This is a genomic window from Paraglaciecola hydrolytica (assembly GCF_001565895.1).
GTDB lineage: Bacteria > Pseudomonadota > Gammaproteobacteria > Enterobacterales > Alteromonadaceae > Paraglaciecola > Paraglaciecola hydrolytica.
Window position 1 is genome coordinate 322,714 of record NZ_LSNE01000003.1, and the last position, 23,093, is coordinate 345,806.

Below are 23,093 nucleotides of genomic sequence, written 5' to 3' on the forward strand. Positions count from 1 at the left end.
TTAGTGGTTACACCTTATTACAAGATAAACATAAAGAGACAGAGTCTGCAAAACGTAATGCATGAGGTTTATCCACTTCCACCTCGGCATAGCTTACCCATTGATGTTCTGCCGCTATGGTTAATACATCTGCTGTTAATTTTTCGAGCAAGTGAAAACGGTTGTTTTCTACCAATTTAATGATGCGTTTAGTGATGGTTTTATAGTTCAATGCATCATCCATTTGGTCTGAATCTGTTGCTTGATCCGCTTGATAATGAATTTTTACGTTGATCACCACATCTTGCATATTAACTATTTCATCTTCGTTTATACCGATAAAAGTACGTAAACGCAGATTTTTAATACGAATTGTGGCAGGGTTTAATTTCATTTTTAAGGCATTCCTTACTTAAAGTCGCAAGTGTTAGTTATTATTGTCGCCGTTAGTACGACGTGTGTCGTTGAATACACTAATCATACTGTAATATTTTTTATAGATCTGTTAGTTTGCCTGAAAACCAATCCTTTAAGACAATTACCATGCAAAGTCATTCTTCATCTTCGCTAAAAATGTTACTTATCCTAGCATCTCTGGTCATTGTATTGGCTGGTGTTAAAGTAGCCAGCGCCATTATTGTACCTTTTTTGCTATCGTTATTTATCGCGATGGCCTGTAGCCCGATTATTAACTGGGCTAATCGTTATAAGATACCGCGCTCCATTGCTGTGGTATTAGTCATTCTACTTATTGTTATTTTAGGCTTTGTGCTGGCTGGTTTGGTTGGGCAGTCGATGAATGAATTTAGTCAAAATCTGCCAAAATACCGTAGCCAGCTAGTTAATGAGTTTGCATGGTTAATTGAGCGCTTAGCCTCACTCAATATCAAACTGGATAAACAACAGATCCTATCCTACCTCGATCCAGGTATGGCGATGAATATGGCGACCAACCTGCTTTCAAGCCTTGGTGGGGTGTTAACCAATTTTTTGTTAATTCTATTGATCGTCGTTTTTATGTTGTTTGAAGCCGAGTCCATTCCGAAAAAAATCCATATCGCTTTAGACGATCCTGACATGAAAATGCAGCAGGTAGACAAATTTCTGTTGTCAGTAAAAAACTACTTAGCGATTAAAACCTTAGTGAGTTTAGGCACCGGTTTGATCATCGGCCTTTGGTTATATTTTTTAGGTTTGGATCATTTTCTACTATGGGCAATGTTAGCATTTTTGCTTAATTATATTCCCAATATAGGCTCTATTATTGCCGCAGTTCCAGCTGTGTTACTGGCCTTAGTGCAGTTGGGCTCAGCATCCGCTGGTTTAGTGGCATTGGGGTATATCGTCACAAATACTGTTATGGGCAATGTTGTTGAACCCCGTTTTTTAGGCAGGGGCCTAGGGCTATCTACCTTAGTGGTGTTTCTGTCGTTATTATTTTGGGGTTGGTTATTGGGTACGGTTGGTATGTTGTTATCAGTGCCACTGACTATGGTGGTGAAAATAGCGCTAGAATCTAATAAAGATACAATGTGGATTGCTTTGTTGTTAGCCAGTGAAACCGATGTACCAGAAAAAGATAAGCCTGCAGAGGCAGAACAAATCTAAATTTATGTGTGGGGCTATTTGAGCTGAAATTTTAACAGAATAAGTGCACCGCCTAAGGTGCTCGATTCAATATTTAATTGGCCTTGGTAAGCACTCACGAGATCAGCTACCACGGCCATGCCGATACCCTGACCTTCAGTGTAACTATCCAAACGTATACCACGTTCCAAGAGTAATAAACGTTTATCCGCAGGTATGCCGGGACCATCCTCTTCCACTGATATTTGTAGCCAGTGTTTTGTCATGGTGCATTTAATTACTACTTTTTTTCGTGCGGCTTTACAGGCGTTATCTAGTACATTACCGAGTATTTCCATCAAATCTGTGGTGTCGCCCTGAAAACCAACATTGGCGTCAACTTCGTCGATGTTCAATTCTAAGCCTTTGTCGATATAAACCTTGTGCATAGCATTAACCAGTTTTAACACTATGGGTTTGATTTCTACGGCTTGTTCCCATCCACTATGCCCTCCAATTACAGCACGTTTAAGTTGGCGTTGGATCAGCAGATTAATTTGCTGCACGGGCTCTTTGGCATCTTCTGGTAGTTCGGTATTACCGGCTAATACCGCCAAGGGGGTTTTCAGACTGTGTGCTAGGTCACTTAAACTGTTTTTATAACGGGCACGTTGTTGTTCTTCACTGTTTAATAAATGATTAATACTATTTTTAAGTTTATCTAATTCAGGTGGATATTGCTGGTCGATACGGCGTAACTGACCACTTTCGGCCTGTTTGATTTGTTGATTGAGTCGGTTGATGGGCAACAAGGCCGCATTAAGACTGGCCAATAATAATACCAGTAATAACAAGGCAATCAGACCGAGCCAATACCACAGGGTATGGGCAAATTTGTCTTTCTCAGTATTAAAAATACTTTTGTCTTGGAGGATAAAAAAACTAACAGGCTGATAGCCTTTTTCTGCTTCAAATTCCGCAGTATAAGAAAATAAAAAATAGCTTTTAGTTAAATTAAATTCTTCAATAAATTGTTCTGTACCTATAGGCGGTGGGATAAACTCAGCGTTCTGGCGCCAATTTAAGGTGGACTGGGATTTCCACACGAGTTTGTTTGCCATCAATACAAAGGCATAAAGTCCTGAATCAGGCACGTTTAGCTGATCGTTAAACAACAACTCTGGCATCACAGGGTGGTTGTCTTCAAATTCAAACTCGCTGATTAAGGTTAAACTTTGCACCCTGAGTTGCTGCAACATGGATTGGCTCAGGCTGTTATTAAAGGCTTTTTCTAGGGTGATAGCCGTTAAGGGAATAAAGATCACCAAGGTTAAAATGGCGGCAGCAAAACTTCTGAAGCGCAGCGACAAATTGCGCATTATCTAAAACACACATTATAAAAAGTAGCCATTATGAAAGACCGAGTGGCAAAGTATTACAACTCGCGGTTAATGCGGTAGCCTCGACCACGCAGGGTTTCGATAGGGTTAATTGCCCCTGTGGGATCAATTTTTTTACGTAAACGACCCACAAAAACTTCTATTACGTTGCTGTCTAAATCAAAGTCTTGGTCGTAGATATGTTCGGTGAGTTCAGTTTTGGATACAATTTTTTGTGGGTTGAGTAACAAATATTCAAGCACTTTATATTCGTAGGCGGTGAGTTCCACATACTGACCATTAATTTTGACCTCTTCGCTGAGCGTATCTAGGCTTATTGGGCCTTTTTCGATAAGTGGGTGGGCTTTGCCTGCAGCACGGCGAATAAGTGCTTTAACCCGTGCCAGAAGCTCTTCATTGTGAAAAGGTTTAGTTAGGTAGTCATCGGCACCCGCATCTAAACCTTCGACTTTTTCTTGCCAACGATCTCTGGCGGTTAAAATTAAAATAGGACAAGTGACTTCATTTTTACGTGCCCGTTGAATGACTTCAAAACCATCCACTATGGGTAAGCCTATGTCTATTATAGCTAAATCATAGGGGTGCTCATTGAGTAAAAAAAGGGCTTTAGCGCCATCGTCGGCTAGATCTACGCTATAACCGTTTTTTTGCAATAATTGATCAAGTTGAGTCAATAAACGGCTGTCGTCTTCAACAATTAATATTCGCACTATTCGTCCTTTTTCTCTTTGGTCACTTTGCCAGATTTTTTATCTACATCTACCGATACCACTCGACCGGATTTTTGTAATACTTTAACCCGATAAGCATCGGGTTTTTGTTCGACCTTTAAGACTCGTCCATTGACTTTTTGCTGAGCTTGTTGAGCCGCCTCCGCCTTGCTTTGAGGAGGCGGAGATGGTTTTTTGTCTTCCGCCAGCACAGCAGTCGATACCACTATAAGTAGTATTGAACAGATGTTTAGAAATAGTCGTACTACTCTCTTTTTCAATTTCCGGCTCGATGCAGTTGGCGTTTGCTTCACTAGTCTACCTCAAAATTACCAGCTCGTTAACGTAAGCTAATAAAATTCATCTGGGCATTCATAGCTGAAAAACACAAGATTAAAACTTACGTAAAGTGACGTAGGCCGAGGGTTGTTCAACACTGAAACCCTGATAAGTTTTACCCTTAATCCGATACCAATAGTTATAGCCAGTGATGACTCTTACTTTTTCTGTGCTCTCATAACGGGTAATACACTGTGTTGATGGGTGTCTATTTGGCCTTGTATCTGCAATCTGGCTGCCTATTACCCCACCTATAATCGCACCTACTAAGGTTGCCCCATCTCGTGATTTACGCGAGCTGGCTAAATTACCAATAGTGCCACCTACAACGCTGCCAGCAATAATATGGCTGGCTTTTTGTGAATTGTAATTGACATGAATATCAGAACAATACTTTACAGGCTTTTCAATGCTGACATATTCATAGACGGGTTTGCTTTCCACCACTCTGACTTTATAAAGTTGTTGGTGGGCTAGGGTGTTAGCGGAACACGTGATTAAGGCCAAAGTGATTAATAAACGGTTTTTCATAACAGGCTCCTCATTAGCTTAAGTAACATGCTAATAGTCGAAGCCTGAATTGCACCTGAATTGATCTAAACCTGAGTTAACTTTTGATAAAGTAACTTTGCTTGCTCTATTTCTTCAAATTCTATTTGTTTAGCAAATAAGGTTTCGAGTTCAGAGATAGCTTCTCGAACTAGCCCCAATTTTTCTAAACTCACCGCGATATAATAGTGCAATGAAGGATTCTGTTGATTTCGCGCAAGAGATTTTCTCAGTAGGCTAAGGCCTTCTTGCGCTTGGTTTTGTTGAGTCAGTAACCAACCATAGGTAGCAAGGATCTGCGGATTAGTATCATTTAAAGCAAAAGCCTGCTTGGCATATTCAACACTTTTTAGTTGATCGCTTGGCATATAAACCAAAGCTAATCTGTTAAGCATGCCTGAGCGTGAAGGCAGATCTTCATGTTGAAGTAGGTATTCATAATGAAATGCCGCCTGTTTAAAATCTTTAGTGTAATAATAATACTGTGCCAATAGATTACGCGGAAAATAACGCTCAGGGTATTTGGTTACTATCTGATCAATTTTAGCTTTAAAGGCTTGTGCCGGAATGCCGTTGGCAATGAGTGTATAGAGTTTGGCTAAAGCCAGTTCATATTGGTCATCTAATTCAAGTGTTTTTAAATAGTACGTATTAGCTTGTTGCAGTTTTCCTTGCTGTTCAGCGAGCCTACCTTGCAAAAAATAGAGATCCGCAGTGTGATTAAATTTATTGGCCAGTTGTTTAATCTGCGTAGCCGCTTTGTCTATAAGATTGTTATTCAATAACAGTTCAGCCAACTCTATGCCTATTCGGATACTTTTGGGCTGTAATGCTTGTGCTCGTTCTAGCGACTCAATAGCCATATTTAATTCGCCGGCTAATAATTGTAATTTACTTAGTGCAATCATAAGGGCTGCGTCATCTTGGGCGAGACGAGCCAACATATCTATTTCAATTTTACTGCGCTCTTTGTCTTGCATAGACAAATAAAGCTGTGCTTTTTGAATGATATATTTAGGGTTTTCTGGTTGAATTTTATTTAATTTAGTTAATTGGAATAAGGCGTCTTTGCTCTCGTTTTTAGCAATATACAAAGAACTTAAACCTTCAAGTGCTTCGATGTTTTGTTTGTCATCAATAAGTACTAATCGATAATTAGCCAACGCATCTTCATATTGTTGCTCATACACTTGGATTTTTGCTAATAGCAGTAAGGCTGAATCGTTGCGAGGTTGTTGTTGTAAAATAGCACTCAAAATATTGCGCGCCTGAGGTCTTTGCTGCAGTAAAAAGTAGCTTGATGCCAGATTGATTTTTGCGGCCATTAAATCAGGGTTGATGATTAGCGCTTGTTTTAAATATTGTTGGGCTTCTTCTATTTGATTGAGCTTAATTAATACCGCACCTTTTAGATTGAGTTTAATGGCATCTTTAGGCTGCAATATAACCAATTTGCTAATACTTTCATTGGCTTTAGCATATTGCTGCATTTGTAAACTCAATACACTATGGGCAAACAATACCGTTTCATTTTCTGGATATTGGGTAACTAGCTTATCTAGTTTTTCAAATCCTGCAGCTCCCTGCCTTTCACGAGCGATCATTAACTTCGCTTCTAAAAGAAGTACCTGAATATTATCGGGATATTCAACTTGTAAACTCTGTAATAAAGACAAGGCCTTAAAGTTTTTATTATTGTTGATGTATAAATCACCTAGCATAACCAATATATCGGGTAGGGTATTTAACCTAGCTTGTTGCAACTCAAGTAACTCTATTGCATCTTTCTCTTTATTCAGGGCAATATAACTTTTGGCTAACAGGATTATGGGGGATATGTCGCTATCATCTAATTTACGTAGTTTGGTAAAATCCCGCATTGCCTGTTCAAAATTCTGTTGTCTGAATGCAACCAAGGCACGCAAAAATAGTAAGGATTGATCCTGTTCTACTAATTCAGTTGGATAGACTTTGATTTTAACCGCCAACTCATTAAATTTCTTTTCTGCTTCAGCAGACAACGCAGTATCTTGCTGTAGCCAACTATTTACTAAGATAGCAAAGGGATCATTGGGTGATCTGAGTAATATGGTATTAATGGTTTGTGATGCGGCTTCTTTATTGTTGGCGGCTAAATACACATCGGCCAGATTGCGTAGGATGTATGGATCATCAGGGCTTAATTCAAACGCTTTTTGTAAGTATTTTAAGGCCTCTTTCATATCATTGTTATTTCGTGCGACTAAACCTAATAGCTGCCACGTAGTCGCATTTTCTGTATTAATATTCAAAGCTTGTTGCAAATATTCATTCGCGGCAGCGTAGTTTTTTAGATTAAATTCTATGTTGGCTAAGCCGTTAAGTGCTTCAGTTTGATCGGTGGATGAGCTACTAATTTGGCTAAAGCTTTCTTTGGCACATTCATAGTTTTTAGATTGCATACAGGCCGTTGCTCGTAAGCGTTGCCAGTCTAATAATTGTATCGTTGAAAAACCGTTAAACTGTTTAAATTCAATAATTTTTGCGTAAGCCTGGCGTTTAAGCAGAGTCACCCCCCATGACTTGGCAAAGAGGCTAATGTCAGCGCCTTGCATAATGGCTTCTTCAAACTCTACTTCTGCTGCAGGATATTGCTCCAGTTGAGTTAGCAGTTCACCCATTAAAATTTTAGAAGGCAGGTTGTCTGGAGAGGATTGCAAAGCGTTTTTTAAATGGATCATCGATGCATCAAAACGTTGTTCTTTAAAGGCCGATAAAGCTTTTTCGTAATGGAGTAAGGTATCCGCTCGTGTTACCTGAATAAAACTAAGACTCAAACAGCAGATAACAAACAATTGGTTTAAAAAAGGTTTAAGCAAAACACGAAGCATTTTTATTTCCCTGTAAAAATCAAAAAAGACGGATAAATCCGTCTTTTTGATCATATCAGTAAGTCAGTCTTAACTGAAACTAAACTCTATTTGGAAAACTTACGTCTTGCCATTATCAAAAGACCTAAACCTATTAAGAATATACCTGCAGGAGCGGGGACTTCTTCTGTTGGGGGCTGCGGAGGATCATAGGTATATAGTACGTTATGTAGTTGGCTATTACCTTCTAATGACATCGCGACAATTGAGCCATCGATATCTCCACCACTATAGTTTATATGTGCATTAGGAGCTAAAATTGATCCTACCCATCGCGCAGTAAAATTGATTTGTGTTGCCTCATAAAAATTCCATAAGACATTTGCACCAGATGCGTTGATGAAATTCCCTAGTGGTTTGGCTCCAATATTAATTATTCCAGTACCACCAACATTTATGACAACAGGAGCCGATGGCGTTGTTAGAAACTCTATTTCGCCGTTTCCATTTGAAATAAATGAAGATGAGTTAATATTGAAAACATTTAGATCAAGAGTGTTGTCATTTTGAAAAATACCCTTTTTACCCTCTTGAACCTCAGAAACAGCTCCAGTTGAGGCCAACGTTTTGAAATGTTGACTGTCGTTCACAGCCTGGTTCCAAATCGTAGAGAACTGATTGTTATAACTAGAATCCGATATTTGAGTGGCAGTTCCAATTTTGCCACCAGTATTATTCAGCGTTAAACCAAACCCAGCTGCTTTAGTACCATAAACAACATTATTACCATTATTTATAGTTAGACTACCGCTGCCTTTTAATTCACCGAGCACTGTTACTGCATCAACAGAGTTTGATCCTGTTAAAGCATCTGCTCCAGGTTGATTAACATTTGTCGTCCAATCACCACCAACAAATGCCTTACCATGGATATGAACTCCACCGTTATTCTTAAAATCGTTTTGTAAGAAAAGGTTATAATTCCCAACATGTGCTTGTGTATTCACAACATAATTTGAATCACCAGGACTTGCTGCTAAAGCTTGCGCAGATAAAAACCCAGAACTTAGTGCCATCCATAATAAAAATTTATACTTCACTCAATGTACCTTACAAAATAAGAAATAACGTTGATGTCAATTTCGAAACACAGCAAAAAACGAGCCTTGTTTTTAACTTATTGAAATGCAATGAGTTAAACAAAATATTAACAAAGTGTTTTATTGTGAGTGTAAAATTTTCAGACAAACTAGTCTGTTATTTACAACGGTGATTATCCGGTGGTGTAGGGGTTTATACAATTGGCGTAAAGACTGTATTTTCGTTTATAGGTATAAATATGCACAACTAATGTTTTGTCGTTAAGGGCCTGCCACATTTTTTCATGTTGGGCTGCAGGGCAGATCGCCTGTTGTAGATAGTTTTCTTGAGCTTCTTCGCTCATGTCGAGTCTTTCTGGAATTTGAATATAAGCGTTAATGCTGTTTTTAAGATTGGTCGAACCTTGGTATTGCCATTCACCGCCAATAAAAGATTGATAAAATACCGCATTAACCATTTTTACGGTGTTATCCGTGGCAGCAATGCGTGAATCAGCAATAGGTGGGAATGGGGTTCTAAAATCCGCTGCGTATTGGTTTTGCATACAGCCCGAAAGTGCCAGCAGTAACAGGCTAATCGTTATTGAAAATCTTTTATTAAACCATGTAGTGAATAATATGCTCATGTTACCTCCTCTAACTCAAAGTAGTTATCGGCCAAAATGGTTTTTACCTTAAGTTTGTTTATGGATCGCATGAGCCAAGCAAGGCAAAAACTACAGTATTGCGTTCAAAACAAAAACACCCTCAAGTTTTTCTGGTTAAATTGCGCTGCACTCTAGATGCAACATCCGCTTTGCTATATCTAAGCCTAATGTTGTAATCTGCAGTTCGCTCTTGTGCTGTTAGATTGAATGCAGGAGATAAAGCGTATTTGGTAAGTGACCTTCGCATCAGGCAAGCTCAATACCCATGAATTTAACGCTAAAGAATTATGTTAGGAACTTGGAGTGTTGTGAGTAACAGAATGGATAAAAATAACATGTTAATCAGACTGCTATTGCTAATTGCGGTTGCCAGTTTTAGTACCTATTCTCTAGCTGATCCAAATCATTCAAAGCTATCTAGCATCGATGATAACGACCCCCTTCAGCAATCTCTGCAAGATGTTGAAACTCAATTACCCGAACATTGGCAACAACACTGGCTAGACGAACCTATTTTTAACAACAAGATACATGTAGTTGAAACGGGTAATAAGGCAGGACCCACGTTGTTACTAGTGCATGGGCTTGGTTACAGCGGTTTGCTCGACTGGTTAAATGTCATTCCCGAGTTAGAAAGCGAATATCATATTATCACTTTAGATCTGCCGGGGTTTGGCCAGTCCGATTCAACCGCTTTGCAATTAGCTCCTTTAAAATACGCGGCGCTCTTGGCTTGGTTAGTGCCACAATTTAGTCAGCAGCCTGTGACTATCATCGGTCATTCAATGGGCGGGGCTATTAGCCTGCGCTTTGCAGCAAGCCATCCTTCATTGGTAGACAAACTCATAATGGTAGACACCGCGGGTGTATTGCAGCGCTCGGTGTTTGTATTACATATGACGCAGGTGCCTAATCACTATCAATGGTTGGAGCCTTATAGCAGTAAATTCAAACCCTTAGATAATGTAGTTTCTCATGTCTCAAATTTTATAAATCGTTGGCGAATTTCACTGATAAGTTCCATTGATAGGTATCCTGACCCTGCCAAAATTCTTTTGGAAAATGAATTTGCGCAACGATTTGTCTATAAAGATCGTGCGACACTTAATGCCGCTTTAGGTTTAGTCTACGAAGATTTGTCGCCTTCAATCGAGCAACTCAATGTACCAAGCCATATTATTTGGGGAAGAAATGATAGGGTTGCGCCGCTACGTACTGGAAAATTACTTGCTGAACAATTAAAAAATGCGCAACTGCACATCATTGATGACGCTGGGCATGTGCCGATGCAAGAGCAAACAGCACAGTTTGTTGCCATTCTAAAAGAAGCATTAATTAAAGACCCAATCAAACGCAATATTCCGCCTCTTACAACGAATGTGGTGCAAAACTATACCTGCTCCAATCAAACAAACATCGAATTGAGTGGTGTATATAACAATTTAACTTTTACAAATTGTCGCTATATCAACTTAAGCAATGTTCAAGCAAGCAGCATTAACATTGTAGATTCTATAGTGAATGTAGAAGATAGTACTTTTAACTCGATTACTACTGCTTTGACCAGTACAAGGTCAAGAGTGACCATGACGAATGTCAATTTGACTGGAGAAGTGGCGATGCAAGTCGACGATAGTTTGATTGATTCTGCCGGTGTTGTATTTCGTGGAGGACAGCCCGCCATAAAACTTGAAAGTAAATCTCAATTGTATTTTTCAGTGAGTAGTCAGATTAACCATGGCCAAAAAAGTCATCTGCATGGCATGTCAATGGGGAGTACACTAGCGTTAGAATAGAAAAGCTTCTTGCAACTGCAGACTCAACTCCCTAAGGTTTAAAATCAAAGGTGTAATTGGCATTGCAACTGTTCAAAAATCGACTTTTTTACGTAGCGTTTTCACTTGTCCTGATTTTGTTTTGCTGTCCATGCGTTTGGTTTGTGAGCTTTTAGTGGGTTTAGTCGCTCGGCGGGCTTTTTGCAGCTTGCCTGCTTCAGTCAGTATTTCTGCCAGTCGGTCAAGGGCGTCTTGTTTGTTCATTTCTTGGGTGCGATGACTTTGGGCTTTGATGATCAAAATGCCGTCAGTAGTCACACGTTTGTCTTTGCCAGCCAATAAACGACTTTTTACATATTCAGGCAATGCTGCTTGAGCAATATCAAAACGTAAATGAATGGCAGAGGATACTTTGTTGACGTTTTGCCCACCGGCGCCTTGAGCGCGCATAGCGCTCAAATCGATAGCGGGCATCAATAACTCAATATTGGGTAAATAACTCATAATAGATTAACGCTGTTCACAATTAGGGTAAGACCTTTTTATAGGGTTTTACCACCACTTTTGCGTAAACACCAGCCAGCATGTAAGGGTCACTGTCAGCCCAGGCTTGTGCTTCTATTAAACTTGCAAATTCGGCAATAACTACCGAGCCTGTAAACCCTGCCTCACCTGGGTCTTCGCTATCAATCGCTGGGCAAGGGCCTGCTACTAAAATTCGGCCCTGATCAACTAATAGCTGAATGCGTGCTAAGTGCGCAGCACGGGTTTGTTTGCGCAGCTCTAGGCTATTGGCGACGTCTTCACTAAAAATCACATACAACATATCAACACCTTTTTATTTTTGCGTAGCGGCTTTCATTTCACTAACAAACATTTTTAACTGTTCAAGCATCACTTCTGGTTCAGCCAGATGTTTCGCAATGATATTAACTGTCGCCGAGCCTGAAATAGCGCCTGCTGCTCCGGCTTTGATCGCTTCAGCCACTTGCGCGGGTTTGGAAATACCAAAGCCTAACAAAGGAGGAGCGACTTTATGGCGAGTGAGTTTTTCAATCAATTCATGGGTAGGTGTAGCTGCTGCGGTTTCTGCCCCGGTTACGCCTGCACGGCCTAACAAATAAGTATAACCTTGTGACTGAGTGCCAATTTGGGCGAGGGTTTCTTCGCTGGCATTTGGCGGTGCTATCAGGATTTGTTTAATACCTACGCTTTTGGCTACAGCAATAAAACGTTCAGCTTCGCGTAAGGGCACGTCAGCAATTAAGATGGAGTCAACACCAGCCGCCGCCGCGTCTTTATAAAACTGCTCAATGCCACGTTTAAAAACTAAATTACTGTAGAGTAATAAACCGATGGGAATATCGGGATAGGTGTCACGTACATCGCGGATAATGGCAAAACAATCGGTCGTTTTGATTTTATGTGATAAGGCACGAATACTGGCCTGTTGGATAGTAGGGCCATCGGCAATAGGATCAGAAAACGGGAATCCTAATTCTAGTGCATCGGCTCCACCTTCTACTAAGGCTTTAATGATGTTAACCGAGGTTTGTTTGTCCGGATCGCCAACCATAACAAAGGGTACAAAGGCACCTTGGTGTTTAGCATTAAGGGCCGTAAACATGGCTTGGTATCTGTCTGTTGTAGTCGCCATTATTTTACGTCTCCTAATATGCTGTGTACGTGAGCCAAATCTTTGTCACCACGACCGGATAAATTCACTACTATGATCATTTCTTCTTCTGCTTCATCTGCCATGTTAAGTGCATGGGCTAAAGCGTGAGAAGATTCCAGGGCCGGAATAATACCTTCTTTGCGTGATAACAATTGAAAGGCATTCAGTGCTTCATCATCGCTTATTGCGACATATTGTGCGCGGCCAGTATCGTGTAAATGAGCGTGTTGTGGGCCTACAGCGGGGTAATCTAAACCAGCAGAGACTGAATAGGATTCTTCAATCTGGCCGTCATCGTCTTGCATAATGTAGGTAAAAGAACCGTGTAATATGCCCGTGGTACCTTTACACATGGCAGCACCATGTTCATGGGTATGCAAACCTTTACCGGCAGGCTCAACCCCAATTAATTTAACACTGGGTTCATCGATAAAATCGGCAAACATACCAATAGCGTTTGACCCACCGCCGACACAAGCAACAACCGCATCGGGTAAACGGCCTTCTTTTTCGAGGATCTGTGTTTTGGTTTCTTCGCCTATCATGCGGTGAAATTCACGCACTATGGTCGGGAAGGGGTGAGGACCTGCTGCCGTACCTAATAAATAATGAGCTTTCTCGTAACTGCCAGACCAGTCTCGCATGGCTTCGTTTACTGCATCTTTGAGCGTACCTGAACCTGCATGCACAGGGATGACTTCTGCGCCCATTAAGCGCATTCTGAAAACGTTAGGGGCTTGGCGCTCAACGTCTTTAGCACCCATATAAATCCGTGCTTTTAAGCCCATTAGGGCACAAGCTAACGCGGTGGCGACACCATGTTGACCGGCGCCAGTTTCTGCGATGACTTCGGTTTTACCCATGCGCTTGGTTAACAAAGCCTGACCCAATACCTGATTGGTTTTATGGGCTCCACCGTGTAACAAGTCTTCACGTTTTAAATACAGTTTAACCAGGGGATTACTGACTATATTGCGTGTCAGTGTCATGGCTGTTGGGCGACCCGCGTAGTCTTTTAACAAGCCCATAAACTCAGCTTGAAATTCAGGATCCTGCTGGGCATCAATAAAAGCTTGTTCGAGTTGATCCAGCGCAGGGATGAGCAATTCGGGTACGTACATGCCGCCAAAATTACCAAATTTACTGTTTAATTTATTCATTTTGTTCTCATTTTGTTAGCCACGCTTGTCAGCTTAATATTCACGCAATAAGCTGAATGTCTGGGTTATTTTCTGTGGTTCTTTGATACCGGGTAATGACTCAATCCCAGAGTTAAGATCCAACACCGCCACAGCATAACTGGCGGCTTGTTTGATATTTTGTGGGTTTAAACCACCCGCTAAGATAATCTGTGATTTATCAGCCACTTGATTTAACAGTTGCCAGTTAAAAGCTTGGCCAGTGCCACCGCTTTGTTTACCCACTTGGCAATCTAATAAAAACTTATCAACTTGCTGCTCATGCATGTCGGGCAGAGTGTCAGTCACTCCTTTGGCTAACCACAGTTGACAAGTAGTAGGTAGCAGCGGTTTAAGAGTATCGATATAAGCCTGATCTTCTTTACCATGGAGTTGTACTGCGCTTAAATCAAGGCTGTTAGCAAAATCTGCCACTTGTTGCACAGGCGCATTAACAAACACTCCCACATAGTTGAAAGGTACGGTATCAATAATCTGTTTGGCTTTTTCTAAACTCACTTTACGTTTAGATTGTTCAGCAAAAATTAGCCCTGCATAACTAGCGGGTGAGTCTTTAATTAACTGGGCACCTTCAACAGTGGTAGTGCCACAAATTTTTACTTTGCCATAAATCAATTGTTTGGTGGCAAGGGCTACATCTGGTTCGGCCATTAAAGCGCTGCCCACTAAAAAACCATCTACTAATGGCGCTAAACGTCTGACATCCTGATGGCTATATATACCAGATTCAGAGATGATCACATGTTCATGGTTTGCCAGTTGTTTAATTAGCGGCACCAATTTTTCAGTGGTGGCTAAATCTGTACTCAAATCACGTAAGTCACGATTATTAATACCGATAATCTTGGCTTTTAGATCAACGGCTCGATGAACTTCTTCGACATTACTCACTTCGGTCAATACGTCGAGTTGATAATGTTCAGCTAAAGTAGCGAGTTCGCGATAAGTAGAGTCATCTAAGACCGATAACATTAATAATATGGCATCGGCGTCATAATAGCGGGCGAGATGAACTTGATAAGGGTCAACAAAAAAATCTTTGTTGATCACCGGTTGGCTTACTTTATTACGCACATACTGTAGATATTCAAACTTACCCTGAAAGTATTTTTCATCGGTAAGCACGGATATACAGGCTGCATAAGGACTGTAGGCGGCAATGATTTCGTCTAAATTAAAATCAGCTCTAATCAAGCCCTTAGATGGCGATGCCTTTTTACACTCTAAGATAAAACCGGCATTGGCTTGTGCCAGTGCCGCATAAAAACTGCGCTCAGAAGACTTTAAATCAACTTCAAACTGGCTAAGCGGGAAGTCTATTTTTCGCTGTGCAATTTCAGTTTGTTTATCGATGACTATTTTTTCTAATACATTGGCCATGTTTAACATTAACTCCTTTACGCTGCTGATGTTTGGCTAAGCTCAGCCGCGAGTTTAATGGTTTGCGCTGGCAGTTTCTGCTCCATAGCACGTAAGGCTAAACTTGCACCTTCCATAAAACTTTCTGCCTTACCGCATAAAGTCAACAATGCTCCAGCATTCATGGCTACTGCGGCTTGATGAGCGCTTTCACCTTGGCCATTCAATACTTGCTCTATCAGGCGTTTATTATCTTCAGGTTGGCCACCTTTGATGGCTGCTAATGGATAGTTTTTAAGACCAAAATCAACAGGGTTGACTTGATACTCTTCAAGTAAGGCGCCTTTAACATGTACTACCTGAGTTTCACCATGTAGGGCAAATTCATCTAAGCCACTGCCATGTACTACCATGGCGTTTTTATAACCGAGTAGTTGTAAAGTCTTAGCAAAAGGCAACAACAAATCAGGACTATAAACCCCGATAATGATATGACTGGGCCGTGCAGGATTAGCCAAAGGCCCGAGCAAATTAAAAATAGTGCGAGTTTTTAAAGTGGTACGCACGGGCATGGAGTGTTTAATTCCTGCATGATATTGAGGGGCAAACAAAAAACATAAATTTGCTTCATCTAAACAACGTTTAGCTGTTGTGGCAGGCATGTTGAGGTCAAGACCAAAAGTTCTGAATAAATCCGCCGAGCCGGACTGGCTCGAGACACTGCGATTACCATGTTTGGCAACTTTTACGCCGCAACTGGCCGCGACTATGGCAGCGGCAGAGGAAATATTAATGGTGTCGTGGCCATCGCCCCCCGTACCCACTATGTCAGCAAAGTCATAATCAGGAAAAGGAAAGGGCGCTGCATTTTTTATCATCGCTTGCGCTGCACCGGCAATTTCTTGGGGTTTTTCACCTTTGATTTTTAAAGCTGTCAGCAAAGCTGACAAAATAACGTCAGGCACTTGGCCGTTAATCACTTCACTAAAGACTTGATAAGCTTGAGCTTGTTTTAGATCTTGTTGTTTAAAAAGTTGTTCAAGAATGTCAAGCATCATACTAGTTGACTCCTTTACTGGCTGATGTTTGTGTCAGATAACTAATGCTTTGTAATAACAATTGGCTGCCATGACTGGTTAATATGGATTCGGGATGAAATTGAAACCCTAACATCCTGTGTTGCTGGTGGGCAACCGCCATGGGTATGCCATTATAATCCGCCAACACTTGTAAGTCGGCCGGCATATTATCTGCCATCAAAGAATGGTAACGGGCGACGGGCAAGGGGTTAGGTAAGTTGGCAAACATATTTTGCCCATCATGTTTGATCAAGGATGATTTACCATGCATCACCTGATTGGCACGTATGATATCGCCACCGTAAGATTCCACTATGGCTTGATGACCCAAGCAAATACCCAATACCGGATAGTGACCTTTAACCAGAGCTAGCAGAGCTAATAATGAGCCAGCCTGTTTAGGATTGCCTGGCCCAGGGGATAACATCAACATGACTTGTTGACTCTCGCCCTTAGCATTTTTTTGTGCGGCTTTATTATGCATTTTTTGCAAAATCACATCAGCAGGCACTGAGTTGCGATACACAATCAGCTCTAAACCTAAACTACGTAACTCGTCGACCAGGTTGTAGGTAAATGAATCAAAGTTGTCGAGTAAAAATACACAGACTGATGAAGATTTCATGACATATCTCCCTGCTGAACTTTATTGGCACTAGCTAAAATAGCGTGAATAACGGCTTGAGCTTTAGCGCGGGTTTCATCAGCTTCGGCTTGTGGGTTGGAGTCATACACCACACCTGCGCCAGCCTGTACATGGGCAACTGAATTACGGACAAAAGCGGAACGGATAACGATACAAGTATCCATATCACCATGGCCGTTAATATAACCCACAGCACCGCCATAACTGCCACGACGTTCTTTTTCAACTTCGCGAATAAGGCTCGCCGCACTGACTTTAGGCGCACCCACTAAAGTACCCATATTCATACAAGCCTGATAAGCATTTAAAGCATCAAGGTCGTCTCTTAACTGACCTACCACACGGGACACCAAATGCATCACATGAGAATAGCGGTCTACTTTGAGTAAATCGGTGACATAACGAGTACCAGGTTTTGATACTTTAGCGACATCGTTGCGCGCTAAATCAACCAACATAATATGCTCGGCGCGTTCTTTTTGATCTTCTTGCAGATTCAATTCAAGGCGGCTATCGAGATCAAGATCAATCGAGCCATCCGCCCGTTTACCCCGAGGGCGTGTACCAGCAATAGGATAAATCTCAACTTGATTGCTTTCTTTGGTGTATTTCAGTGCGGACTCGGGCGAGGCACCAAAAATACAAAAATCATCATCTTGCAGAAAAAACATATAAGGACTGGGATTGTGTAACTTTAACTCACGATAGGCGCTGTGTGGATCTGGGCAAGGTAAACTGAAAATCCGTGAGGGCACGACTTGAAAAATATCCCCCGCCAAAATGTGTTCTTTCAGGTCAATCACGTCCTTTACATAGTGCTCATCACTCTTATTAACCTGCAATTCGTTGGCACTCAAAGGGCGCTGTTTGATTTGTGGTATAGGTTTGATGGTCGCCAGTTTGTGTTTGATCTGCTCTAGTCGTTGGCTGATGGCAAAATAATTGTTTCCCACATTATGGCCACTAAAGACGCTGCCGATAATTTCGCTTTGGCGTGCCTGATGGTCAATTAATACCAGGGTTTCGGCTAAATAAAATACAAAGTCAGGGCAGGTATTGGCACTGCCTTTAACCTCAGGCAGTTTTTCAAAACTGGCGAGTAAGTCGTAAGCAAAAGCACCACCCAAAAATACGGCATGAGGATGCTGGCGAATTGACGTTACTTGAGTGAGCATAATACGCAAAGCATCAAATACTGCGGGCGCTTTTAAGCGGCTATCTTCGTCAAGGGAGGCATCTGCTGGTGGAAAAATAAGAGTGACGACATCGGCATTTACATCTAAGTGGTGTTCCACATCCGCAGGGCAGTGACTGTTAAATAAAGGTAATATCGCGCGGCCATTATTAGTGAGGGCTTGGCATGTTACTTTATGGCCTTCACAAACCAGTTTAATTGCGGCATCAACCAGTAATAAACTTTTTAGATTGTCCTTGCTGTCGATTTCAGCCGACTCCAATAACAAATTATTGGCTTTGTCCTGACACAAATATTGGTAAGCGTGTAAAGGGTCAGCCACGTAGTCTGCTTGGACTACCAGTGTTTCGACCTTACCAACTTGTTCAGTTAATTGCGCTAAGCTCATGATATTAATCTCATTTTTATCGTTTTTGATGTCGCTTACTTTGGGCTTTTAATCAATTTTTTGTCTAGCTGAAAAATACATAAAAAAAAGCCCGCTGTTTACGGGCTTTTTTTGAAAAATTATTTGTAACAATACAAACACTCACAGCCCATTAGTTCAGGTTGTGCCACCACCAAGTTGTGTTAGAAAGCGTGTTTGTATTGTACATTTTTACTCATACCTTATGGGTTTCAATCGGTCATTGGCATTAGCACTTATCTAAAAGACGAATTATCTGATATTCATCTCAGTTTGCGTATAATGCTGCCAAACAGTGGCTATAGAAGAAAACAAAAACGATGCGCTGTCAACACTCTAATTTGTTATATGTTAAACAAAAACGTCCTGAATCCTGAACGTAAGCCGATTGAACGAAACCCGACCTCATGAAAATAGACCTACATAGCCACACCCACTATTCCGATGGCCACTTGTCGCCCAAAGAGTTGATAGACCGTGCGCACAACATGCAGGTGGATGTATTGGCGATTACCGATCACGACACTATCGATGGCATTGCTGAAGCACAGGCTTATCAGGCAGGGCAAAAACGTAAATTACATATCCTGCCAGGTGTCGAAATTTCTACCTCTTGGCACAATTTTGACATTCATATATTGGGTTTGCATGTAGATCATCATGATCCCATTTTTTTACAACGTTTGGCTGCGCAAAGTGCCGAGCGTGACCGACGAGCGCAACAAATTTCCGATAAATTAGCCAAAGTTGGCATTAATGACGTGTTTGCTGATGCCAAAACCATGGCCGGAGTAGGGCAGGTAACCCGAGCTCACTTTGCGCGAGTATTATTGGCACGCCAATTAGTTAACGATATGGAAGCGGCTTTTAAAAAGTATCTGGGCAAGGGTAAAAAAGCTCATGTCAGCCCTCAATGGATTTCCATTGACGAAGCTATTAGTTGGATCCACGATGCCGGTGGTAAAGCGGTATTAGCCCATCCTGGCCACTACGATTTGAGTACCAAATGGCTTAAAAGGCTGGTGGCCGAGTTTAGTTTGGCGGGAGGCGATGGCATGGAAGTGATCCATTCACATTTAAGCCCCGAAAAGAAAAAACTCTTAGCTGATTTGGCCAGTCAACATCAGTTAATGGCGTCTAGTGGCTCTGATTTTCATTATCCTAACCGTTGGACTGAGTTAGGTAAAAATTTAACATTGCCCTCTCAGTTAGTTCCAATATGGCGCGATTGGAATTTAAGCGGTACTATTTAAACAATCTATACCAGTGTTGTTGATCACTGGACAGAACAATTTCCACTTGCTGTGACAGTAACTAAGGAATTTACCCAATATGAGCCAGTTTTTCTATATACACCCTGACAATCCGCAGGTTCGCCTGATTAAACAAGCCTGTGAGTTGATCCATAAAGGCGCAGTCGTGGTTTATCCCACCGATTCAGGTTATTCCATCGGTTGCCATATGAATGACAAAGACGCCCTTGAGCAAATTTGCCGTATTCGCAACATTGGCAAAGATCATAATTTTACCCTAATGTGCCGTGATATGTCTGAGTTATCAGAATACGCGCGGGTGGATAACACCGCGTTTCGTATGATCAAAAACAATACCCCAGGCCCTTATACCTTTATCTTAAAGGCCACCAAAGAAGTACCCAAACGTCTACAAAACCCCAAACGTAAAACCATAGGTATTAGAGTACCTGATAACAAAATTGCCTTGGCTTTACTCGAAGAACTGGGTGAGCCAATGATGTCCACTACCTTGATTTTGCCCGGCGAAATAGTGGCAGAATCCGATCCCGACGATATTCGCGACAAATTGGAACGTCAGGTTGGTTTGATTATTCATGGTGGCTCAATTGGTGAACATCCCACCACGGTAATTGATTTATCAGAAGGTGAGATCACTATTATTCGTCATGGTAGTGGCGACATAAGCCCCTTTGTTTAAGGCATAGTTTTGGCACCAACTGGCGATCCATTTATCTCGCGTTTTTCCCAACACGATCCAGTGCAGCAACCTCTGCCACTGGCGTTTGTGAATGGCGAAGCGTTAATTGAAAAACCAGAAGATTTATATATTCCGCCCGATGCTCTTGAGTTGATACTAGAGGCTTTTGAAGGGCCGCTGGATTTACTCTTATATCTTATCCGTCGTCAGAAGTTTGATATTGTAAATTTGCCTGTGTATCAGGTGACGGTGCAATACATGCAATATGTTGAATTAATGAAAGACATTAAACTTGAACTGGCGGCAGAATATTTGCTGATGGCAGCGATACTGGCCGAAGTGAAATCTCGTTTATTATTACCAAAACGCCCAGATGCCGAAGAAGACGAAGACGATCCACGAGCCGAACTTATTCGTCGCTTAAAAGAATATGAGTTAATTAAAGATGCTGCGCAAAAACTTGATGGAATTCCTCGTCAGGAGCGTGATGTGTTTCTCGCGATTGCGGATACCGCTGACTCAGTTGCACCCATTAAAATTTTACCGCAGATTAGTTTGCAAGAATTGATTTTAGGTTTTCAATCCGCCATGCAGCGCGCCCAAGCTTTCGAACATCATCATATTGAAAAAGAAGCGCTGTCCACTCGTGAACGCATGAGTTTAATTCTGGAAAAAATCAATGCCACTTCTTATACCGGTTTTGATCAGTTATTTCATGCCAGCGAAGGGCGGGCAGGGGTGGTAGTGACCTTTTTAGCGATACTGGAATTAGCCAAAGAACATTTAATTGAATTGGTGCAAAATGCGCCGTTTAGCAATATTCATATTCGCATGAGTAGTGGTGACTAATGGCTAAGATCTCTCGTGTACAGTTAAAACAGTTGGTTGAAGCCGCGATTTTTGTCGCTGATACCCCGCTGACGAATGAGCAGTTGCAACTCTCTGTTTTAGATGGTTTGGCCGTGTCTAAGACTATGCTTAGTGAAGTATTAAAAGAGTTGCAATTAGATTATCAAGCTCGCGGTATTCAGTTAGTAGAAATAGCCTCGGGTTATCGTTTTCAATCGGTGGACAGTTTAAGCCCTTGGTTAAGTAAACTATGGCAGGAGCAGGCGCCGCGTTATTCTCGCGCTATGCTCGAAACTTTGTCCTTAATTGCTTATCGACAACCCATTACCCGCGGTGAAATTGAAGATGTACGTGGTGTTTCCGTTAGTAGCCAAATTATGAAAACCCTCAGCGAACGTGGCTGGATCAAAGTCGTCGGACATAAAGAAGTGCCCGGCAGGCCATCACTCTATGCCACCACCAAAGGTTTTTTAGATTACTTTTCGTTAAAAAGTTTAAGTGAATTACCCAGCGCGGATGATTTTGTTAATTTGCAGAATGATCAAAACGCGTTAAACATATTTTCTGCGGAGTCTGCAGCGTCAGCGTCAGAAAATATTTCCCCAGTCCACTCTGCTGAGTCTGAAACAACGATGTTAACTCAGGCAGATGAACCCGAGCAATTACATTAATGAGTGATAAATTACAGAAAGTACTAGCCAACGCCGGACTTGGCTCGCGCCGAGAAATGGAAACCTGGATAGAGCAGGCCCGAGTTTCGGTAAACGGCCAAATCGCCACCTTAGGTGACAGAGTTGAAACTGAAGATAAAATAAGAGTCGATGGCAATTTAATCAGTACTGAAGCTGAAAAAACCATGTGCCGAGTATTGATGTATAACAAACCTGAAGGTGAGTTATGCAGCCGTAAAGATCCTGAAGGTCGTCCGACGGTATTTGATCGTTTACCCGCGATTAAAAATGGCCGCTGGATAGCGGTTGGCCGTTTAGATCTTAACACCAGCGGTTTGTTGTTGTTTAGCAATGATGGTGAACTGGCTAACCGTTTAATGCATCCCAAACATGAAGTAGAACGTGAGTATGCAGTACGAATATTTGGTGAAGTACTGCCTGATATGCTCAAACGTTTGCTTAAAGGGATCAAACTTGAAGATGGTGTGGCTAAGTTTACTACTATCCGTAAGTTGCCTGGTGACGATGAACGTCTAAATAGTTGGTATCACGTGACGTTGTCTGAAGGCCGTAATCGTGAAGTACGCAGAATGTGGGAGTCTCAGGGATTACAAGTCAGTCGTTTGATACGAGTGCGTTATGGCGCTCTTGAATTGCAAAAACGTTTGCCACAAGGTGGCTGGGTAGAATTGATGTTACCAGACGTCAATGCTCTGCGTTCTAGTGTGCAGTTACCCGATGAAAGTGAGACCTTGATTAAACTTGATCCAGGTAAACTTGATCACGTTAAACTGAGCCGTATGCGTCGTTCAGTTAAAAAACATAGAGTGAACCAGTCGAATCAGAAGCTCAAAGCGACGAGTGATACAAACTCGGATAAACGTACTGAGAATAAAGCTAAAACAGATAAACCCCTTAAACCAAGACAAACAGATAAAACTCGGGCAGAAAAACCACAAGATGGTCAGTCGCGTCCGACTAACAAAAATCGCGCTCCTAAACGGCCATCTGGTGGCCAGCAAAGAAAGAGTCGGCAGGGGCAGTAATACGGATTAATAAAAAACGGCGCACAAGGCGCTAATGCCGATCAGTTAAGAAATTGACATTTGGCATAAGAGGATCAAAATCCGATGATCGTAAGGTC

The 23,093-nt window shown here is 41.6% G+C and carries 23 protein-coding genes; 7 read left to right on the plus strand and 16 right to left on the minus strand.

From position 1 onward, the window contains the following. Nucleotides 1-7: 7 nt before the first annotated feature. The gene (gene folX / locus AX660_RS03930; protein ID WP_068372853.1) at nucleotides 8-373 is read right to left on the minus strand and encodes a dihydroneopterin triphosphate 2'-epimerase; all 366 of its coding nucleotides are present in this window, start codon (nucleotides 371-373) and stop codon (nucleotides 8-10) included. A gap of 149 nt (nucleotides 374-522) precedes the next feature. Here folX and AX660_RS03935 point away from each other — a divergent pair, with 149 nt between their 5' ends. Further along, the gene (locus tag AX660_RS03935) at nucleotides 523-1,587 is read left to right on the plus strand and encodes an AI-2E family transporter (protein ID WP_068372856.1); all 1,065 of its coding nucleotides are present in this window, start codon (nucleotides 523-525) and stop codon (nucleotides 1,585-1,587) included. 14 nt (nucleotides 1,588-1,601) lie between these two features. Here the strand turns inward: AX660_RS03935 and AX660_RS03940 are convergent, their stop codons facing one another. The 7 genes from AX660_RS03940 to AX660_RS03970 form a co-directional block, all read right to left on the minus strand. Then, nucleotides 1,602-2,924 (minus strand): ATP-binding protein, encoded by a 1,323-nt coding sequence (locus tag AX660_RS03940; RefSeq protein ID WP_068372859.1) that lies wholly within the window; start codon nucleotides 2,922-2,924, stop codon nucleotides 1,602-1,604. A 56-nt stretch (nucleotides 2,925-2,980) separates the two neighbouring features. Continuing rightward, complete coding sequence (locus tag AX660_RS03945; protein WP_068372862.1) at nucleotides 2,981-3,655, minus strand: response regulator transcription factor; 675 nt, start codon at nucleotides 3,653-3,655, stop codon at nucleotides 2,981-2,983. Continuing rightward, nucleotides 3,655-3,885, minus strand: coding sequence for a PepSY domain-containing protein (locus tag AX660_RS03950; RefSeq protein ID WP_068375119.1), 231 nt, complete (start codon nucleotides 3,883-3,885; stop codon nucleotides 3,655-3,657). The genes AX660_RS03945 and AX660_RS03950 overlap by 1 nt, the downstream gene beginning before the upstream one ends. Before the next feature lie 163 nt (nucleotides 3,886-4,048). Next, the gene (locus AX660_RS03955) at nucleotides 4,049-4,525 is read right to left on the minus strand and encodes a glycine zipper 2TM domain-containing protein (RefSeq protein WP_068372865.1); all 477 of its coding nucleotides are present in this window, start codon (nucleotides 4,523-4,525) and stop codon (nucleotides 4,049-4,051) included. Nucleotides 4,526-4,590: 65 nt separating this feature from the next. Continuing rightward, entirely contained in the window at nucleotides 4,591-7,413 is a 2,823-nt protein-coding gene (gene prsT / locus AX660_RS03960; RefSeq protein ID WP_068372868.1) for an XrtA/PEP-CTERM system TPR-repeat protein PrsT, read from the minus strand. Between the two features lie 86 nt (nucleotides 7,414-7,499). After that, a complete protein-coding gene (locus tag AX660_RS03965; protein ID WP_068372871.1) occupies nucleotides 7,500-8,492 on the minus strand; it encodes a choice-of-anchor A family protein in 993 nt (330 codons plus the stop codon). Nucleotides 8,493-8,665: 173 nt separating this feature from the next. Then, complete coding sequence (locus AX660_RS03970) at nucleotides 8,666-9,118, minus strand: hypothetical protein (protein ID WP_068372873.1); 453 nt, start codon at nucleotides 9,116-9,118, stop codon at nucleotides 8,666-8,668. Between the two features lie 356 nt (nucleotides 9,119-9,474). On the opposite strand from AX660_RS03970, the gene AX660_RS03975 reads away from it, so the two are divergent. Next, nucleotides 9,475-10,935, plus strand: coding sequence for an alpha/beta fold hydrolase (locus AX660_RS03975; protein ID WP_157884303.1), 1,461 nt, complete (start codon nucleotides 9,475-9,477; stop codon nucleotides 10,933-10,935). A gap of 72 nt (nucleotides 10,936-11,007) precedes the next feature. On the opposite strand, the gene arfB is transcribed toward AX660_RS03975, so the two are convergent. Genes arfB through AX660_RS04015 form a run of 8 tightly spaced genes read right to left on the minus strand, consistent with a single transcriptional unit; the run spans nucleotide 11,008 to nucleotide 18,458 of the window. Further along, nucleotides 11,008-11,418, minus strand: a complete 411-nt coding sequence (arfB, locus tag AX660_RS03980) for an alternative ribosome rescue aminoacyl-tRNA hydrolase ArfB (protein WP_068372885.1) — start codon at nucleotides 11,416-11,418, stop codon at nucleotides 11,008-11,010. Between the two features lie 22 nt (nucleotides 11,419-11,440). Further along, on the minus strand, nucleotides 11,441-11,740 hold the full coding sequence (locus AX660_RS03985; protein WP_068372889.1) for a YciI family protein: 300 nt from the start codon (nucleotides 11,738-11,740) through the stop codon (nucleotides 11,441-11,443). Between the two features lie 12 nt (nucleotides 11,741-11,752). Continuing rightward, nucleotides 11,753-12,571 carry a tryptophan synthase subunit alpha gene (gene trpA / locus AX660_RS03990; RefSeq protein ID WP_068372895.1) on the minus strand — a complete coding sequence of 273 codons (819 nt, stop codon included), beginning with the start codon at nucleotides 12,569-12,571 and terminating at the stop codon, nucleotides 11,753-11,755. Further along, nucleotides 12,571-13,752 (minus strand): tryptophan synthase subunit beta, encoded by a 1,182-nt coding sequence (trpB, locus tag AX660_RS03995; RefSeq protein ID WP_068372899.1) that lies wholly within the window; start codon nucleotides 13,750-13,752, stop codon nucleotides 12,571-12,573. Before trpB ends, trpA begins: the two co-directional genes overlap by 1 nt. A gap of 33 nt (nucleotides 13,753-13,785) precedes the next feature. Then, a complete protein-coding gene (gene trpCF / locus AX660_RS04000) occupies nucleotides 13,786-15,171 on the minus strand; it encodes a bifunctional indole-3-glycerol-phosphate synthase TrpC/phosphoribosylanthranilate isomerase TrpF (RefSeq protein WP_068375127.1) in 1,386 nt (461 codons plus the stop codon). Nucleotides 15,172-15,188: 17 nt separating this feature from the next. Then, nucleotides 15,189-16,208 carry an anthranilate phosphoribosyltransferase gene (trpD, locus tag AX660_RS04005; RefSeq protein ID WP_068372902.1) on the minus strand — a complete coding sequence of 340 codons (1,020 nt, stop codon included), beginning with the start codon at nucleotides 16,206-16,208 and terminating at the stop codon, nucleotides 15,189-15,191. A gap of 1 nt (nucleotide 16,209) precedes the next feature. Then, nucleotides 16,210-16,854 carry an aminodeoxychorismate/anthranilate synthase component II gene (locus AX660_RS04010; protein WP_068372905.1) on the minus strand — a complete coding sequence of 215 codons (645 nt, stop codon included), beginning with the start codon at nucleotides 16,852-16,854 and terminating at the stop codon, nucleotides 16,210-16,212. After that, a complete protein-coding gene (locus AX660_RS04015) occupies nucleotides 16,851-18,458 on the minus strand; it encodes an anthranilate synthase component 1 (RefSeq protein WP_068372907.1) in 1,608 nt (535 codons plus the stop codon). The genes AX660_RS04010 and AX660_RS04015 overlap by 4 nt, the downstream gene beginning before the upstream one ends. A gap of 425 nt (nucleotides 18,459-18,883) precedes the next feature. Between AX660_RS04015 and AX660_RS04020 the strand changes: the two genes are divergently transcribed. From AX660_RS04020 to rluB, 5 genes are all read left to right on the plus strand, one after another. Then, the gene (locus tag AX660_RS04020) at nucleotides 18,884-19,729 is read left to right on the plus strand and encodes a PHP domain-containing protein (RefSeq protein ID WP_068372910.1); all 846 of its coding nucleotides are present in this window, start codon (nucleotides 18,884-18,886) and stop codon (nucleotides 19,727-19,729) included. A 79-nt stretch (nucleotides 19,730-19,808) separates the two neighbouring features. Continuing rightward, nucleotides 19,809-20,429, plus strand: a complete 621-nt coding sequence (locus AX660_RS04025; protein ID WP_068372913.1) for an L-threonylcarbamoyladenylate synthase — start codon at nucleotides 19,809-19,811, stop codon at nucleotides 20,427-20,429. A gap of 9 nt (nucleotides 20,430-20,438) precedes the next feature. Beyond that, nucleotides 20,439-21,278 (plus strand): segregation and condensation protein A, encoded by an 840-nt coding sequence (locus AX660_RS04030; protein ID WP_068372916.1) that lies wholly within the window; start codon nucleotides 20,439-20,441, stop codon nucleotides 21,276-21,278. Next, nucleotides 21,278-21,949 (plus strand): SMC-Scp complex subunit ScpB, encoded by a 672-nt coding sequence (gene scpB, locus AX660_RS04035; RefSeq protein WP_068372918.1) that lies wholly within the window; start codon nucleotides 21,278-21,280, stop codon nucleotides 21,947-21,949. The genes AX660_RS04030 and scpB overlap by 1 nt, the downstream gene beginning before the upstream one ends. Continuing rightward, nucleotides 21,949-22,995 carry a 23S rRNA pseudouridine(2605) synthase RluB gene (gene rluB, locus AX660_RS04040; protein WP_082768730.1) on the plus strand — a complete coding sequence of 349 codons (1,047 nt, stop codon included), beginning with the start codon at nucleotides 21,949-21,951 and terminating at the stop codon, nucleotides 22,993-22,995. The genes scpB and rluB overlap by 1 nt, the downstream gene beginning before the upstream one ends. Nucleotides 22,996-23,093: the final 98 nt, after the last annotated feature.